This window comes from Paraburkholderia sp. BL10I2N1 (assembly GCF_004361815.1).
Taxonomy (GTDB): Bacteria; Pseudomonadota; Gammaproteobacteria; order Burkholderiales; family Burkholderiaceae; genus Paraburkholderia.
The window spans coordinates 3228257-3244034 of record NZ_SNWA01000002.1; the positions used below are offsets into that span (position 1 = coordinate 3228257).

13 protein-coding genes and 1 pseudogene are annotated in these 15778 nt (G+C 58.0%); 8 read left to right on the forward strand and 6 right to left on the reverse strand.

The features are described 5' to 3' along the window. Position 1 precedes the first annotated feature (1 nt). The 3 genes from mmsB to B0G77_RS36980 are packed head-to-tail and all read left to right on the forward strand — an operon-like array spanning position 2 to position 2894. Complete coding sequence (gene mmsB / locus B0G77_RS36970) at positions 2 to 895, forward strand: 3-hydroxyisobutyrate dehydrogenase (protein ID WP_133666687.1); 894 nt, start codon at positions 2 to 4, stop codon at positions 893 to 895. Beyond that, entirely contained in the window at positions 895 to 1710 is an 816-nt protein-coding gene (locus tag B0G77_RS36975; RefSeq protein ID WP_133666688.1) for an enoyl-CoA hydratase, read from the forward strand. Before mmsB ends, B0G77_RS36975 begins: the two co-directional genes overlap by 1 nt. Before the next feature lie 8 nt (positions 1711 to 1718). After that, complete coding sequence (locus B0G77_RS36980; RefSeq protein ID WP_133667040.1) at positions 1719 to 2894, forward strand: enoyl-CoA hydratase/isomerase family protein; 1176 nt, start codon at positions 1719 to 1721, stop codon at positions 2892 to 2894. Between the two features lie 95 nt (positions 2895 to 2989). On the opposite strand, the gene B0G77_RS36985 is transcribed toward B0G77_RS36980, so the two are convergent. Together B0G77_RS36985 and B0G77_RS36990 are read right to left on the reverse strand one after the other, a co-directional pair. Beyond that, a complete protein-coding gene (locus B0G77_RS36985; RefSeq protein WP_133666689.1) occupies positions 2990 to 3820 on the reverse strand; it encodes a siderophore-interacting protein in 831 nt (276 codons plus the stop codon). A gap of 29 nt (positions 3821 to 3849) precedes the next feature. Continuing rightward, positions 3850 to 4575 carry a PadR family transcriptional regulator gene (locus tag B0G77_RS36990; RefSeq protein WP_133666690.1) on the reverse strand — a complete coding sequence of 242 codons (726 nt, stop codon included), beginning with the start codon at positions 4573 to 4575 and terminating at the stop codon, positions 3850 to 3852. Positions 4576 to 5383: 808 nt separating this feature from the next. Here B0G77_RS36990 and B0G77_RS36995 point away from each other — a divergent pair. The 5 genes from B0G77_RS36995 (at position 5384) to B0G77_RS37015 (ending at position 12460) form a co-directional block, all read left to right on the forward strand. Continuing rightward, positions 5384 to 9076, forward strand: coding sequence for an SIR2 family protein (locus B0G77_RS36995; RefSeq protein ID WP_133666691.1), 3693 nt, complete (start codon positions 5384 to 5386; stop codon positions 9074 to 9076). 449 nt (positions 9077 to 9525) lie between these two features. Then, positions 9526 to 9750 (forward strand): hypothetical protein, encoded by a 225-nt coding sequence (locus B0G77_RS43635; RefSeq protein ID WP_166656335.1) that lies wholly within the window; start codon positions 9526 to 9528, stop codon positions 9748 to 9750. Beyond that, on the forward strand, positions 9750 to 10256 hold the full coding sequence (locus B0G77_RS37005; protein WP_133666693.1) for a hypothetical protein: 507 nt from the start codon (positions 9750 to 9752) through the stop codon (positions 10254 to 10256). Before B0G77_RS43635 ends, B0G77_RS37005 begins: the two co-directional genes overlap by 1 nt. Before the next feature lie 366 nt (positions 10257 to 10622). Next, a complete protein-coding gene (locus B0G77_RS37010; RefSeq protein ID WP_243751359.1) occupies positions 10623 to 11549 on the forward strand; it encodes a patatin-like phospholipase family protein in 927 nt (308 codons plus the stop codon). A gap of 14 nt (positions 11550 to 11563) precedes the next feature. Further along, complete coding sequence (locus tag B0G77_RS37015) at positions 11564 to 12460, forward strand: nucleotidyltransferase (RefSeq protein WP_133666695.1); 897 nt, start codon at positions 11564 to 11566, stop codon at positions 12458 to 12460. 11 nt (positions 12461 to 12471) lie between these two features. Here the strand turns inward: B0G77_RS37015 and B0G77_RS44920 are convergent. The 4 genes and pseudogenes from B0G77_RS44920 to B0G77_RS37040 all read right to left on the reverse strand — a co-directional run. Further along, a pseudogene (locus B0G77_RS44920) lies at positions 12472 to 12651 on the reverse strand (integrase); the annotation flags it as partial. Between the two features lie 142 nt (positions 12652 to 12793). Further along, the gene (locus B0G77_RS37030) at positions 12794 to 13792 is read right to left on the reverse strand and encodes a site-specific integrase (RefSeq protein ID WP_133665279.1); all 999 of its coding nucleotides are present in this window, start codon (positions 13790 to 13792) and stop codon (positions 12794 to 12796) included. Continuing rightward, positions 13789 to 14733 carry a tyrosine-type recombinase/integrase gene (locus B0G77_RS37035; protein ID WP_133665280.1) on the reverse strand — a complete coding sequence of 315 codons (945 nt, stop codon included), beginning with the start codon at positions 14731 to 14733 and terminating at the stop codon, positions 13789 to 13791. Before B0G77_RS37035 ends, B0G77_RS37030 begins: the two co-directional genes overlap by 4 nt. After that, positions 14730 to 15689 (reverse strand): site-specific integrase, encoded by a 960-nt coding sequence (locus tag B0G77_RS37040; protein WP_208116516.1) that lies wholly within the window; start codon positions 15687 to 15689, stop codon positions 14730 to 14732. Before B0G77_RS37040 ends, B0G77_RS37035 begins: the two co-directional genes overlap by 4 nt. Positions 15690 to 15778 lie beyond the last annotated feature (89 nt).

Below are 15778 nucleotides of genomic sequence, written 5' to 3' on the forward strand. Positions count from 1 at the left end.
CATGAAAATCGGTTTCATCGGACTCGGCAACATGGGCGCACCGATGGCGCTCAACCTGCTGAAGGCGGGCCACACGGTCAACGTGTTCGACCTGAACGCGCAGGCGGTGCAGACGCTGGTCGATGCGGGCGCGAGAGCATCGGGTTCGGCGAAAGCAGCGGTGACGGACGTCAAATGCGTGATCACGATGCTGCCGGCCGCGGCCCACGTGAAGAGCGTGCTCACCGCCGAAGACGGCGTGCTGGCCGGCATTCCGAAAGGCGTGACGATCATCGATTCGAGCACGATCGACCCGGCGACCGTCGAGGCATGCGCGGAGCTGGCAGCAAAGCATGGCAACACGTTTGTCGATGCACCTGTTTCGGGCGGCACGGGCGGCGCGGCGGCGGGCACGTTGACGTTCATGGTCGGCGGCAGTGTTGCCGCATTCGAGCAGGTCAAGCCGGTGCTGTCGGCGATGGGGAAGAACATCGTCCATTGCGGCGAGACCGGCACAGGACAGGTTGCGAAGATCTGCAACAACCTCGTGCTGGGCATCACGATGGCGGGCGTGGCGGAAGCGATGTCGCTGGGCGAGACGCTCGGCATCGATCCGAAAGTGCTCGGCGGAATCATCAACACATCGACCGGACGTTGCTGGAGTTCGGATACGTACAACCCGTTTCCCGGTGTCATCGAAACCGCACCTTCGTCGCGCGGCTATACCGGCGGCTTCGGCACGGACCTGATGCTCAAAGACCTCGGCCTCGCCACCGATGCGGCGAAGGCTGCGCGTCAGCCGGTGTTTCTCGGTGCACTCGCCCAGCAGCTGTATCAAACGATGAGCGTCAAGGGCGCGGGCAAACTGGATTTTTCGGCGGTGATCAAGCTGTACCGTCCGGACGGAGAGGCGTGATGTTCGATCTCGACTATCAACACGATGGCGCGGTCGCGCTGCTGACGCTCAAGCGTCCGCCCGCGAATGCGTTCACGCCGGACGGGTTGCTCAAGTTGCAGAAGACGGTCGAGCGTCTCAACGGCGAGCCACGCGTGCGCGTGCTCGTGATCACCGGCGATGGTCCGAAATTCTTCAGCGCAGGCGCGGACCTGAACACATTCGCCGATGGCAACCGCGAAGTCGCCCGCGTGGCGGCCGCGCGCTTCGGCGCGGCGTTCGAAGCGCTGCAGAATGCGCGCTTTGTCGTGATTGCGGCGATCAACGGTTACGCGATGGGCGGCGGGCTCGAATGCGCGCTCGCGTGCGATATCCGCATCGCAGAGAAACATGCGCTTCTCGCGTTGCCGGAAACCGCAGTCGGATTGCTGCCCTGCGGCTGCGGCACGCAGACCTTGCCCTGGCTTGTCGGCGAGGGCTGGGCGAAGCGGATGATCCTCACCGGCGAGCGCGTCGATACACAGACGGCGTTGCGCATCGGTCTCGTCGAAGAGGTGGTCGAAACGGGCGCCGCACGCGAAGCCGCGCTGGCAATGGCCACGCGCGTCACGACGCTGAGTCCGCAGGCCGTGACCTTCAGCAAGTCGCTGATCCATCAGGCGCGCAACGGCGTGTCGCGTTCGGCGGCGCTGGCGGTTGAGCGCGAATGCTTCGTCAATCTGTTCGACGGCGCCGACCAGCGCGAGGGCGTCAATGCGTTCCTCGAAAAGCGGGCGCCGCGCTGGCAGTCGGGTTTGCAGCAGGGTGTACAGATCGAGCAGGAGGGGCAAAGATGAATGCAGCGATGAACGCCGCGCAAAAAATGCGCGCCCCGGAAACTGGGCAGCCTGTCGAGGCCGAACCGGCGGTTCTCTATCGGGTCGTCAACCGCGTTGCGATCATCACGCTGAACCGGCCGTCCGCCCTGAATGCGCTGTCGCATGAGATGGTGCGTGAACTGGCCGTGCTGATCGAACGTTGCCGCACGGATGACGACATCGTCGCTGTGATACTGCGCGGGGCGGGCGAAAAAGGCTTCTGTGCTGGCGGCGACGTGCGCGAACTGCATCGTCTGGCCCGGCTCGGCCAAAAAGAGGGCGAGCACGGCTGGCAGCAGTTCTTTGTCGACGAATACCGGCTCGACTACGTGCTGCATACGTTTCCCAAGCCGGTCGTCGCACTGCTTGACGGCATTTCGATGGGCGGCGGCATGGGGCTCGGACAGGGTGCGCAACTGCGCATCGTCACCGAGCGTACGAAAATCGCGATGCCGGAGACGCGCATCGGCTTTCTGCCCGACGTCGGCGCGACGCGCTTTCTCAGCGTGATGCCGGTCGAGGTCGAACTATATGTCGGGCTGACGGGCGTCACGCTGTCGGGCGCAGACGCGTTGCGCTGTCAGCTGGCGGATCTCTGCGTGCCGGCGGAATGGCTCGCCACGTTCGAAGAGCGGCTGCAACGCATGCCGACTGACGGCGCGCTGTTGCCCGCCTTGCGCAACGTGTTCGAGCCGCCTTGCAACATCATTCCGCATTCGGCGCTCGGGCCGTTTACGCAATTGATCCTGCGGCACTTCGATCGACGCTCGGGTGTCGACCGGATCGTCGCGTCGCTGTACCACGATCTCGACCGCGAGCCGCCGCGCGAAGTGCGTCAATGGCTGCAGTCGACCTACGATGCGCTCACGACGCATTCGCCGACGATGCTCCACGTCACCCGCGAAGCGCTGCTGCGCGGACGCCAGATGACGCTCGCCGAATGCTTCCGGATGGAGCTTGGTATCGTCACGCGTGTGATCGGGGAGGGCGACTTTTGCGAGGGCGTGCGCGCACATCTCGTCGACAAGGATCGCAAGCCACGCTGGGCGCCGGCGACGCTCGCCGAAGTGCGGCCGGAGCGGGTGCGGCATTTCCTGTCGTCGCCATGGCGGTGCGACGCGCATCCGCTTGCCGCGCTCGGCGAGGAGCGGGCGGTCGCGTAACGATGCAGCCTCCGGCAGCGCGCTCGTGCTTGGGCGAGCGCCTGCCGGTTCTCAGGCTTCAGTCAGCGGCTCGCCGACTGTCAGGGCGGCGGGCATCAATCGTCGATCGATTCGTGCACGGCAGCGGCGCCCCGTTTCCAGTAGCTGGCAGCGCGGATGCGTGATTTGTCGATGCCGCGTTCGCTGTTCAGGTGTTGACGGACCGCGCGGATCGTCGCCGATTCACCTGCGGCCCACACGTAACCTTCGCCTTCGGGCAGAAAGGTCTCGCGCACTGCGCGCAGGAGTTCGTCTCCGGTGTTTGCCGTGCCGTGCTCTTCGTTCCGGTAGCACCACACCGCATACAGATCTGCCTGCGTGTCGAATTCGATTCGTGCGGACGGGTCGCGCACTTCCACGACCGCCGCGACTCGTGTGCCGACGGGCAGTTCTTCGAGACGCCGGCTGATGGCTGGCAGCGCGGTTTCGTCGCCGATCAGCAGATGCCAGTCGAAACCGTCCGGAATCACGAACGAGCCGCGTGGCCCGCCAATCCCGAGATACTGTCCGGCTTTCGCCTGCATGGCCCATGTCGATGCTGGTCCGACATCGTGCAGGACGAAGTCGATGACCAGTTTGCCCGTCTCGCGATCGAAGCGGCGCGGCGTGTAATCGCGTGCGACCGGGCGCTGGCCCGCGGCGAACACCGGGCCGTCAGGGCCGGCGACGGGCAGGACCGGCTTGTCCGCGCCCGGTTCGGGGAAAAAGACCTTGATGTGATCGTCGAACGAAGCGGACGTGAAGTCGCGCAGATCATCGCCAGTCAAGGTGATGCGCGCCAGATGCGGCGTCAGCGATTCGACGCGCGATACCTGCACCAGGCGGAATTTCAGCGGATGGCGGACACGGGTGACCGTCAGTCCGGCGTTGTTGTCGCTGTTGGACATGTGTTCTTCTCCAGATTGGCGGCGTGAGCTCAGACGCTTGCAGTGCTGGTCTTGCCTTCGATCTCGGCGGTCGCGCGGGCAAGGATCGCGGCGATGCGGCGCTGTTCGTCGGCGGGCGCATCGGTGCGCAGAAGCAGCGCTCGTTTCAGCGCGCGGCGGGCTTCGATCAGTTCCGGCACCCAGCCGCCTTCACTCACGTCGGCAGGCTCTTCGCCGGCAAATGCGCGGCGCACCGAATCCATCTTGCGGGCAATATGGGTGAGCTTCGCAAAGATCAGGTCGACGCGCTCGCGGTTGGCGGTGAGTTGCTCGCGGCCCGCTTCCGACAAGGCGTACCGCTTGCGGTTGCCTTCGACTTCGACCGTGACCTGGCCGACTTCCTCGAGGTACGTCAGCGCGGGATACACCATGCCGGGGCTGGGCGAGTAAAAGCCGTTGGAACGCGCGTCGAGCGCCCGGATCAACTCGTACCCGTGGCTCGGCTGCTCGGCGAGCAGGGCGAGCAGCATGAGTTGCAGGTCGTCGGATGTGAATTTGCGGCCGCGGGGAAACCCGTCGCCTTCGCCGCCAAACCCTCCCGGGCCGCCGCCAAATGGGCCGCCACCAAAGGGACCTGCACCGGAAGCGCCGCCGCCGCGACGGTGGTGATGGCGCCCGATGGCGTGCCAAAGCGAGTGCAGCGAGAAGCGCCCGGCGAGGGCCCGGTGATTGTGCCAGCGCGAATGAGCGTGCTGATGATGATTGTGATGACGCATGGTGATGCTCCGATTGTCTTAAAACATGTCTTAAGATATATATCTTAAGATAGCTTGTCAACCGGAAAATCACGAGGTATGGGCGCACAACAAAGTCTGCAGTAACGGGAAAGCCGGCGTCTGGAGACAACAAAGTTTGCTGCATCGGGAAAATTTGTTGTGCAATGCACAATTGTGATCGTATCGACTATCACCTTTTTATTTTGATAGTAGTTTGATTGGGCGCCTTGGGGTCTGGGAATGCGGTAATTCGCTATGGTCGGATATCGAATTCGCGAAATGGCCACGCGCGCGCGGGAGCCTCTAGGTTGTCTGTTACGGCGAGAACTTTCGCTCAGGTCTGAAACGGCGCAGCGCACCGTCGTACGCACAAATCGCTGATGGCGATGTTAAATTTCAGACGCAAGGCCGAGTTTGCGCAGATACGCAATGATGGCTGGCTCGCGGTAGCGCGAAGGGCGCGATCTCAGCCAATGGGCAGCTAGCGCACACTAGACTAGGGCTGGACTTACGCTTTGCCGATTGGCGTCAATGATGCGTCGAGAATCCACGACGCCTCGAGTTACTGCATATCAGCGCGTTGTCGTCGCCAATTTCCCCACGGTTGCTGTCAGAAACTTGAAAGGCGCTCAGCTTTCAGCGAGTTGCGAGCTCGTTTTTGGGATCGCGATTCTGGTAACGTAGCTGCCAAACTTGCCACCATACGTATATGAGTACTCTAGCTACAGGGTCCGGTGATATGAATCGCAACGCATGAGCCTATCAACTTCGGGTGCGCCATCCAGCTCAAGATAACGACAACGCTTTAATGCAAACAACTAAAAATATCACCGATCTGCAGGATTATCCGGCCATCAAGAAGCTCGCCTCGGCATTACATCGCATGGATGCGAATCATCATGGCGCTGCTGTCATGATTGGTGCGGGTTTTAGCCGAAGTGCTGCACGCCACGTTAGCGGAAACCAGAGGGTGCCCCTTTGGACGAATTTCACGAGAAAGCTGGCGGACGAGCTCTACGGAAGCGATAAGGCTTTGACCTTTGCTGATCCACTGCGTGTTGCCGAGGAGTACCGGGCCTACTTTGGGCAAGGCGCACTCAACGATCGAATTCGCTTCGAAATTGATGATAGCGCTTGGCTAACTGGACCGCTGTATGATTCGCTTCTCTCGTTGCCGTGGGCAGAGATGTTGACCACGAACTGGGATACCCTGCTTGAACGGGCGGCTCAAAGCGTTCACAGCCCCTTCTACACTACAGTCACGAAAGCGTCCGATCTGGCTTGGGCGCAGTCGCCTCGAATCGTCAAACTTCATGGAACCATTGGAGTCACCGACGCTTTCATCGCTGCACAAGAGGATTATCGGACTTATCCCGAGCGCTATGCTCCGTTTGTGAACTTTGCCAGACAGGTATTCATTGAGAATGAGTTGTGTCTGCTGGGATTTTCTGGTGAGGATCCGAATTTCCTCCAATGGGCAGGGTGGGTGCGCGATCATCTCGCCGACCATGCTCGCAAAATATACTTAGTCGGGGCATTGAATCTCTCTGCAGCGCGCCGCAAGCAGCTTGAGCTAACAAACGTTGCTCCCGTAGACTTGTACCCCGCGGTCGCTCATATCACTGAGCCAGACGCCCGTCACGAAGCAGCGATCAAGTTGTTTTTGGAGACGATGAAAGGCGAGGTGGCGTCTCGGCCCAAACCGCAAGACTGGGTGCCATCTTTGCTTTCTGCAAAGGAAATCGACCCAGCGGATCACGGTCGAATCTATCGAGATGCAAAATTTGGCGCAAAATTGCTCGCTTCGCAGTTGCCCGTTATGCAGCACGATCGGGAGACATATCCCGGGTGGCTCGTGTGCCCGCCGTCGCTTAGATCTCAACTCAGTAGACAAATATCTACTCCATTTCCAACGCCCGCAATTGTTGAAGAGCTGGATCGAGAGACGCGAGAGAAGCTTCTGTACGAAGTCGCATGGAGACTCAGTCATTCATTTGAATACATCGCTCCTTGGCTTTCGGATGCCCTATTTGACGTGGCAAAGCGGGATCGACCATACGCACTGAACGAAAGACAGCAAGCAGAAATCGCTCTACTCTTGCTAAACAATACTAGGTGGCTCGTGCCAAGTGGTGAGGACGAGCAGAAGGTCGTCGACGGACGCATAGACGAATTGCTCGATATTTTGCGAAACAGGGCGTTTTCTGTGCGGGATTGCGAGGCCGAGATTAAGTATCACCAAGCGCTCACGGCTCGTGATCGATTGGATTACGAGACCTTGGAAGGTCTGGCTGACAGCATTAAGGGGGAAGACCCCGTCTGGATGCTTCGTAAAGCGGCACTGCTCTCGGAGATCGACCGCGGCAATGATGCCCGCGAATTGCTCGCAGAAGCTTACGGGATACTAAGGGAACATCATCGACGAGATCGGCAATCTATTCCCATTATGTCTCGTTTGCTTTGGGCTCACTGGCTGCTTGTCGCGGTCAGTCGTGGAAGTATTCACGACGAGTCCGAAGAGCTGAGTGCGTTTGTCGACGCGAACTACAGAAAATGGAAATGTGATCCATGGACATGGTTGGAGGCCCTTGACAGGGACGTCGACAATCGTCGAGAAAGAGAATTGCAACGTCGCAACCCGATAGAGCCGCAGTTTGAGCAGGGGCGGTACCGAGACCACTCAAATGACTCGGGCGATGACGCACGTTCAGATCATTTCTTCGTGTTCGATGGCATAGGCCGAATTTGTGGTATCCCATTGAGAATGGAGGGCGAAAACTTTGGTGTGTCGATGCTCTCTGGCCACGCGGAGGAGTTACTGCGACACGGTGGAACCAGCAGTGAGATTACTGACTGCACTTTGGTGATCCGTTCGGCGAGTAGCGAGGATTCCAAGGCTATCAAGGAGGTATTTGGCCGAATCCAGATCGCACGCTGCAGCGACGAAACGATCCATATACTGGTTGACCGAGTCCTTGAAGCAGTCAAATTTTGGCAGCATGCAGGCGTGCGTATTGGCAAAAAGTCGACCAATCGTACGGGACGACTTAGAGTTCTTATCGAAATCTTGGCGCGCCTCGCTGTACGGGTTTCCGTGGAGCGGGCGAAGGATTTGTTTGAATTTGCTGTTTCGTTGGGGAAGCAGCCGGAAATGCAACATCCTTGGCTCGCTGATTCACAGAGATCGCTGCTGCATAACGCGATGAAAAGTGTTCCCTCGCCGCGACAAGGAGAACTGCTGCAAGCTGCGATGTTGTTTCCACTGGCGAGCGAATTGGAAGATTCAAATCCATATAATTGGCCGAATATAGTAGTCAAAAATCCCGGTAATCGGCCGGTGGCGCTGTGGCTCGACGAGCGTATCGATCAGCTGATAGGCCTTGTTCGTGATATCAACGGAGGAGTCAACCATGCGGCCTTGGAGAGATTGTTGCCCCTCAGTGGGCGCACTAACTTCCTGACAGAAAGCGAGCGTGTGAAGCTGGCTAAGGCCATTTGGGGAGCCGAAAACGAAATCAGTGTTTTCCCCAAAACCAATTTCTATCCTCACGTCTTCTTGGCGCTACCTTCGCTCGATAAGAATCGTGTTGAGGCAGCGGTACGCGCAATACTTTACGATCACGGTCCGGAAATATTAGACGCGACTCAAGCGACGCAAAACGTCAGACCATCTCAGGATTTCAATACTGCAATGGCTCTGTACGAAGGACTCGCAAATGCAGCGAAGGATCCGGAGGCATCTATGTATCCGACGGCCGAGCAGGCTGTAAGACTGTTCGACCGACTAGTCGCATGGCGGCCGGTGGAGGATGAGGAGCGTAACGGGGAATGGGTCAGATCGGAGCGTCGCGCAATTGTGTCGAGTATTGGACGAGCACTCGCATACAGTATTGCGCCTGCGTTGGACACAGATGCAAAGACGTTTGCACGGTTCCTCGCTTTACAGGAGTTTTATACGGATGTAGTTGGCGCGCATACTGCGCTTCCTGCCTTCGTGCAGTTTGTGAATGTCAATGCGGGAATGGAGCATGAAGTTGGAAAAATGATAGCTATATCTCTTCGAGATAGGACGTCTGATCGGGTTTCGTATGCTTTGTTCGCGATAAAGAAGTGGCTGGAATTGGAGGGCTCGGATGAATCTCAAGAACTAAGAATTCTTACTTCGAAGGTGATTGGTGCAATCGAGTCTGGCCGTTTGATCGAGTTCCAGCAACTTCTGTGGCTCGCGTTGGAGCTTTGTGAGGTAGAGAGATTGACGGAAGAGCAGCGTCTTATACTAGCGGAAGTTGTACCTGAAGTGTTCCATGCTATGGACTACAGCAACGTCGATCCGCATGGTCGCGAGGCTGTTACTGCATCCACTATACGCGCGGGGTGCGCAGGATTGGCTAAGTTACTGGTCACGCAGATCGACGAAAATAAACCGCTACTTGATGTGTTAAACGAAGCAGAGAAAGACCCACTGCCTGAGGTGCGATTTTCCTTGCTGAATAGGATTTGATAATACTTTTGACGGAGTCCCGAGATTCCTGCTCGCGCATATTGAAGACAGAATGAGCGCTCGTTACCCATCTGTTTAACGGATGTGCGCGGAAACTTCGAGATGCGCCGGCAGGGGATTTGGCGCAGCACGGTCATCAAGCGCCTCGTCGACCTCATGGTGTTCGGTGTCGACGATGGCTGGTTGCTTCATTGAGCTCTCCCTAACCCATGTCATTCCACACAGAATTTGCGTTCCACCTCCTGGACGCCGTGAGCAGCATCGCTACCGAGAACTTCAGTGGTCTCGGAATTCTCTTTTACCGCGGGCCACTGCGTCTGCCAGTGGTACCTCTCGGCGACCAGACTCTTTTCGATCCGGCTCTACCAGTAGCCGGATTCGAGAACATTGCCCGAGTCCTCGCGTCCATCTCTACAGTCGCATCTGTTTGGCATGATGGATTTCACCTCGTGGATGTCGAAACGACTCAACTGACGCATGCGTCCCAGTTCTTTGCTCCACCTGTCGAGATTTTGCAGGCGTCGGTGCAACATGGCACGCCGATGGGCGCTCGCCAATTGGCAGCAATGGCAGGCTCTCGAATGGATACGGTGGCTTGTACTGGGCTGCTGAGCAAAACCTCCGATCCGGTCGTCTTTTCCGGCGGTGTTCGTGTGATGCGGAGGGGCGGTTGATGGAAAATCTCACGCTCACCCATCAGCAATTCAATCTGTTGAAGAAGTCTTTCGCCTGGACCGTGGCGTTGGTGGCGGGCGCAGTCGCGGTGTTTAACATTCGCTTCTCTCATACCCCGTTGAGCGCGACGAGTTTATTTCGTTGCTTCACGACAGGCCTGTCAGCGGCATCTTTACTATTTTTTATCTTTTATAAATGGGCATGGCGCGTTGGCCCATTGCCAGCTTGGAGCGGGCGGCCGCTACTTCAAGGCGTATGGGTTGGATTCCTGTCGTCTGACTACGGTCAAGCGCCCGGCACTCCTGCGCTCACGTTACCTATCGTCTTTGTCATCAGACAGACGTATCTCACTCTATCGATTCAAAGTTTCACGCAGAGACAAACTGGGGATTCGAGAGTGGAGGCAATCATTTGCAATGCGCGTAACGACGACGCGACTCGCTTACGTTTTCGAGCTAAAGAACGAATACCCTGGTGCACGCAAGTTGGTCAATGGTGCGGGTGACCTTGAGTTGCTCGCTGGAAATACGGTTCTCAAAGGCAGCTATTGGACCAGTAGCCCGACTCACGGTTCGTTGATCATGCGGCGTGTGTCGACGCGCCCAGGTGAGATAAAGCGCTATGAAGACGCTGCCCAGAAGTGGCCGGTGGGACCGCTCTGGTACGTGAAATGAGACACGCATACCGCCAAGCGAGCGCCGGCTCCGCCGCCATTTGTCCTGTTGTCGGTATGGCACTGTTGTATTGCGCGCGTCGCCTTACATCCGCAGAGCCGCCACAGAATTGCAAGGCTCGCGGGTGCTGGGGAAGCTGTTAGCGGCCAGGAGGGCAGATGTGACACCTGAGGTGATTAACTTTGGAGAGGATGCTTATGTCTGGGAAACCCTTTCGCGTACTCTGTCTTGACGGCGGCGGGGCCAAGGGTTTTTACACCCTTGGAATATTGCGTGAAATCGAAGCAATGATTAAGTGCGCCATTCACGAGCGGTTCGATCTGATTTTCGGGACGAGTACCGGGTCAATCATCACTGCAATGCTCGCCTTGGGAAAGAGCGTTCCTGAGATTATCGCGCTGTACCAGGAGCACGTCCCTACTGTCATGAAGAACAAGGATGCAAATGGCAGATCGGGGGCACTGGCCAACCTTTCTGAGACCATCTTTGGCGACGCGATGTTCACGGACCTCAAGACGAGTGTCGGCATCGTCGCCACGAAGTGGATGCTCGAGAAGCCGATGATTTTCAAGGCACATATCGGGCAGGCGCACGGGATGAAGGGTTCATTCGTGCCTGGATTCGGCGTGAAACTCGGTGATGCGGTTCAGGCCTCCTGCTCAGCATATCCATATTTCAACCGGAAGACCGTAGTCACGTCGGACGGCGACAGCATTGAGTTGATTGATGGAGGCTTCTGTGCAAACAATCCGACGCTGTACGCCATCGCTGATGCGACAGTCGCATTGGGCATTGTTCCCGACAACATCCGGGTGGTGAGCCTTGGCTGCGGCAACTATCCGCCCCCGCCTGTGAACTGGTGGACACTCGACTATTGGAAGCAGAAGACCCCGGGCGTCCAACTCCTGCAAAAGACGTTGGAAATCAACACGCAGTCGATGGACCAACTCCGGGTGATTCTTTACAAGCACATTCAGACGATCCGCATCAGCCAGTCGTTCTCTGAGCCAGCGATGGCGGCCGACCTGTTCGAGCACGACTTAAAAAAGCTTAACGTGCTGATGCAGCGAGGAGTCCAGTCGTTTGCTGAACACGAGCAAACGCTTCAGGCTTTTCTTCTTTGACGGGGGCGCAGCAAATGGCAATTCCGGAATCTCAGATCGAAACATGGTCCCACATAGGATCGGTGGTGCAGTCTGCCCAGACGTACGATACGATGCGGAACGTGTTAAATGACGGCAACTCGCCATACTACGCGAAGGACTTCTCGATCTTCCTTCAAGGGTCGTATGGAAACGAAACAAACGTGTTCCGCGATAGTGACGTCGATATCGTAATCCGCCTAAACCAGACTTATTATGCGGACACCGTCAAGCTAGACGCGGGGGCGAAGGCAAACTACGACAAAGCGTTCAGTCTGGCGGGTTACGCGTATCCGGACTTCAAAAGGGATGTCCTTGCGTGGCTTCAGAAGAAGTTTGGCACCGATGTGACGCCGGGAAAGAAGGCTATCGTTATCAAGGGAAAGGGCACCCGTCGTGACGCGGACGTACTTGTTTGTGCGCAACATCGACGCTACCGCGCGACGAGCAACGGTTTGGACGGTCAGTACGACGAGGGCATTACTTTTTGGACAAGCGACGGCACCCAAATCATAAACTTCCCGAAGCAGCACGCAGCGAACTGTACGACCAAGCACCAGAGCACAAACTCGCAGTTCAAACGCATCGTCCGCGTTTATAAGAACATGCGGAACCGTATGATCGACGACGGTTACATCGCGGATGGTGTGGCGCCTTCCTACTTTCTTGAGGGGATGCTGTGGAACGTTCCCAACGACAAGTTCGTCCAGAGCTATGAAGATACGTTCGTGAATGCTTTCAACTGGATCTCAAACACCGACAAGACGAATCTTGCATGTGCGAGCGACCTGCACTGGCTCGTGCGCGACAACACAAGCGTCTGCTGGGCGACGGCAAACTTTGAAGCGTACCTCACGGCGGTGAGGGAGTATTGGAACGCTTGGCAAGCTTAGGCGGAATGGGTCTAGGGGTGCGACCTGGGCCGTGAAGCTCGCCGGAACGCCGCATTGACCTGACGAGACCGTTTCAGATCTTCCCCGTGTAGGTAGGTCGACGTCGTCGCAACGGAGGCATGGCGGAGGTTGTCTCGCACCGCCACGAGTTCGACCCCGGCGCCCAGCGCGTGTGTCGCGTGTGTGTGTCTCCTATCTCTTCAAAGAGATAGGCGGCACTATCTTCCCTGCCGGACTATGTCGGGCGATATGGATGAGAGTTCATATTGGCCCAACGGTTGCGCGCCTCAGAACAGAAGCACCGCTCCGGTCACCCGACATAGTTTCGTGACCCTACAGGCTGTTCAGGAAGGCGAGCAGCTGGTCTGGAGGGCGGAAGCGTCCCGCCTTGCCGCGTAAAGGCGACATCTTCGCAAGGGCCTGCTCCTTCATTGCAAGCGTCGCCTCGAGATAGATCTGCGTCGTTTCTACCGATTCGTGTCCGAGCCACAACGCAATCACTGAACGGGGGACGCCCGATTGAAGAAGGTCCATAGCTACCGTATGCCTCAAGCAGTGGACAGTGATCCGCTTCTTGTTCAAGGAGGGACACATTCTTGACGCCGCTTCGCGATGTTTGTTTAGCAAATACTGAACGCCGTGGACACTGAGACGCCCTCCGCTAGCGCTCGGAAACAGCACATCACCATCACCGCGCTGCGGCTCACGCAACCAGGATTCCAGTACGGCACGCGTAGACCTTGTGACCGGCGTGCAGCGCTCCTTGCGTCCCTTGCCGATCACGCGCACGTGAGCGCCGGCACCGAGAACGAGGTCCTCCCGTTTGAGACCAGTCATCTCGGATAAACGCAGGCCGGTCTGCGCAGCCACTAGCAGGAAGGCGTGATCACGTCGACCGGACCAGGTACGTTGATCAGGTGCGGCAAGCAGTGCGTCAACCTCCGGACGGGTCAGGAAGTTGACAAGCGTGCGGGTGAAGCGCTTGCTGGGAATGGCAAGCACGCGCTGGATCTGCGCGGAATGCTCCGGGGCTTCGAGTGCCGCGAACCGGAAGAACGAATGAATTGCAGTGAGACGAAGATTGCGGCTGCGAACGCTTACGCCATGATGCTTCTCCAGGTCGTCCAGAAATGCGACGACCAAAGGAGCGTCAATCTCCTTGAGGTCCATACTTGACGGCGGCTTATGCAGGTGTTGCTGGGCGAACCTCAGAAACTGACGAAAGGTGTCGCGATACGAGATGATCGTGTGAGGACTGGCCTGCCGCTGCTGCATCAGGCGCTGCATAAAGAAACGCTCCAGAAGCGGAGCAAAGCTGGCTGATGTGTTCATGAGCGGTTCTCCCACTGCCCCTCGAGTCGGCGCATCGACTCGCGCATGAGTTCCGGCGATGCGCTGAGGTACCACTGCGTATCGGCCACATGGACATGACCGAGGTAGGCTGAGAGGATGGGCAGACGGCGCTCGGGGTCCTGTCCAGAGCGGTACCAATGTAAAAGTGTTCTCGTCGCAAAGACGTGCCTCATGTCGTGCAGGCGTGGCCCGTGGCTTTCGGATTCGCCGCGCAGTCCAATCTGACGGGAGAGTCGATAAAAGGTGCGATGAATCTCGCTGCTGGCCAGCCGGTTCCCCCTGTTGGAAGCGAACACATAGGGTGACACGGTTCGCCCTGTCCAATGACATCCCCGTCGTGCAATGTAGGCGGCCAGTACCTTGCAGGTCGAGGCATGTAAAGGCACAAGTCTCGACTTGCCGAACTTGGTGCCGCGGATCGTCAACACTCCTGTCGTCAGATCGACGTCTTCAAGCTCAAGGTTTCTGACTTCGCCCAGACGCATTCCCGTCACGCTGAGGAGTCCAAACAGGCAGTGATAAGTCCATGGCTGCAGTTTATCGCGTTGAAACCTACATGGCATTTGCAGTGCTGCGCCCAACAGCGCCCGAATCTCGCCGTCCGAATAGAGATATGGTCGTGCGTGCCTCGGACGAAATGGAAGCAGGCCCTGTGCTGGGATCTGAGTGCGTGGATCGGTCGCTCTGCGATAACGCGCGAACATACGAACGAAGCTTAGCCTCTGTGCCCAGCTTGCAGGTTGGTAATGTGATGGTTGCTGGGCCCACTCGAGAGCGAGCGATTGCGTGATATAAGAGGCGTGGCGTTTCTCCATGAACGAGACAAAGTCGCGCAATCCCTTGTCTGCCTCATACAGCTTGAATCCCAGGGCACGTCTCACGACAACGTACTCCTGAATGGCTTGCCGAAGCGTGTTCATCGCTGACCTCCCGGCCATGGAACGGCCAGCGCACGCAGCGCCTTAATATCGACCTTCGTGTAGATCCTCGTGGTCTGCGCATGCCGGTGTCCAAGGAGTTCGCCGATCTCGCCAAGCGACGCACCATGGCACAGCATCTCAGTGGCCAATCCATGGCGAAACTGGTGTGCTCCCATAGTCGGTGCAACGATGCCGGCACGCTGGAGCGAATGACTCACAACGGAGCCGACCGCGCACGCGCTGCGAAATCCGGTGAATGGAGCTCTTGAGCGCAAGAATACCCGCCGACATGGGCCAGGCGGTCGGTCGTGGCTCAGATATGCAGCGATTGCCCTGCCGACGTCGGCGGGTAAGGGCAACTCGTTGCGCAACCCATTGTTGTTGCGAACGGTCAGGCGTCCCTCGGCCCAGTCGATGTCACTGAGTTCAAGGAAAGCTACTTCTCCCGATCGCAATCCAAGTCTGGCAAGCAGGAGCACAATGGCATAGTCGCGACGGCCAACGGCGCTTCGTCGATCGATGCTTGCAAGCAATCGTCGGGTTTGATCCGGCGCAATCGCGCGAGGAATCGCAGGCATCGACCAGTTTGCGACAACGGGCACGGCTGCGGCGAGATCGAGCGCCACGTCGCCCCGATAGCTCGCATAGCGTAGAAAGGATCGCAGCGCAGCGGTCAAGACCTTCGCACGCTTCGGGTGTAAACGTGGCGCCTGACGTCGCACGAATCTCACGATATCGCTCGCGCGCAAGCGGGAAAGCTTGACCCGATGATTGCCGAAGCAGTCCTCGAGGAAACCGCGGACAAAGGGCACGTAGTTGCGAATCGTCGCCTCGGTCAGGGCGCGTGCTTCGCGTAAGTACGCTACGTAGGTATTGATACAGCGCTCAATAGGCGACGGCTGGGAAACCGGTGCCTTCTCAGCGGGAATTGCTTGCCTACTGCGTAGGAACTCCATGAGGTGTCCAAGCGCGGCGCGATCTCCGCGGCACAGTCGAACGATTCGTGCGCGATGTCGCAAATACCGTCTGGCATGGTCAGCGCAGA

What these genes read in the sequence shown, in the direction of transcription:
- B0G77_RS37005 (WP_133666693.1), top strand. Translation starts at nt 9,750, where the DNA reads ATGGAAAATCTCACGCTCACCCATCAGCAATTCAATCTGTTGAAGAAG.
- B0G77_RS36995 (WP_133666691.1), top strand. Translation starts at nt 5,384, where the DNA reads ATGCAAACAACTAAAAATATCACCGATCTGCAGGATTATCCGGCCATC.
- B0G77_RS36975 (WP_133666688.1), top strand. Translation starts at nt 895, where the DNA reads ATGTTCGATCTCGACTATCAACACGATGGCGCGGTCGCGCTGCTGACG.
- B0G77_RS36980 (WP_133667040.1), top strand. Translation starts at nt 1,719, where the DNA reads ATGAACGCCGCGCAAAAAATGCGCGCCCCGGAAACTGGGCAGCCTGTC.
- B0G77_RS37010 (WP_243751359.1), top strand. Translation starts at nt 10,623, where the DNA reads ATGTCTGGGAAACCCTTTCGCGTACTCTGTCTTGACGGCGGCGGGGCC.
- B0G77_RS37035 (WP_133665280.1), bottom strand. Translation starts at nt 14,733, where the DNA reads ATGAACACGCTTCGGCAAGCCATTCAGGAGTACGTTGTCGTGAGACGT.
- B0G77_RS37015 (WP_133666695.1), top strand. Translation starts at nt 11,564, where the DNA reads ATGGCAATTCCGGAATCTCAGATCGAAACATGGTCCCACATAGGATCG.
- mmsB (WP_133666687.1), top strand. Translation starts at nt 2, where the DNA reads ATGAAAATCGGTTTCATCGGACTCGGCAACATGGGCGCACCGATGGCG.
- B0G77_RS36985 (WP_133666689.1), bottom strand. Translation starts at nt 3,820, where the DNA reads ATGTCCAACAGCGACAACAACGCCGGACTGACGGTCACCCGTGTCCGC.
- B0G77_RS36990 (WP_133666690.1), bottom strand. Translation starts at nt 4,575, where the DNA reads ATGCGTCATCACAATCATCATCAGCACGCTCATTCGCGCTGGCACAAT.
- B0G77_RS37040 (WP_208116516.1), bottom strand. Translation starts at nt 15,689, where the DNA reads ATGGAGTTCCTACGCAGTAGGCAAGCAATTCCCGCTGAGAAGGCACCG.
- B0G77_RS37030 (WP_133665279.1), bottom strand. Translation starts at nt 13,792, where the DNA reads ATGAACACATCAGCCAGCTTTGCTCCGCTTCTGGAGCGTTTCTTTATG.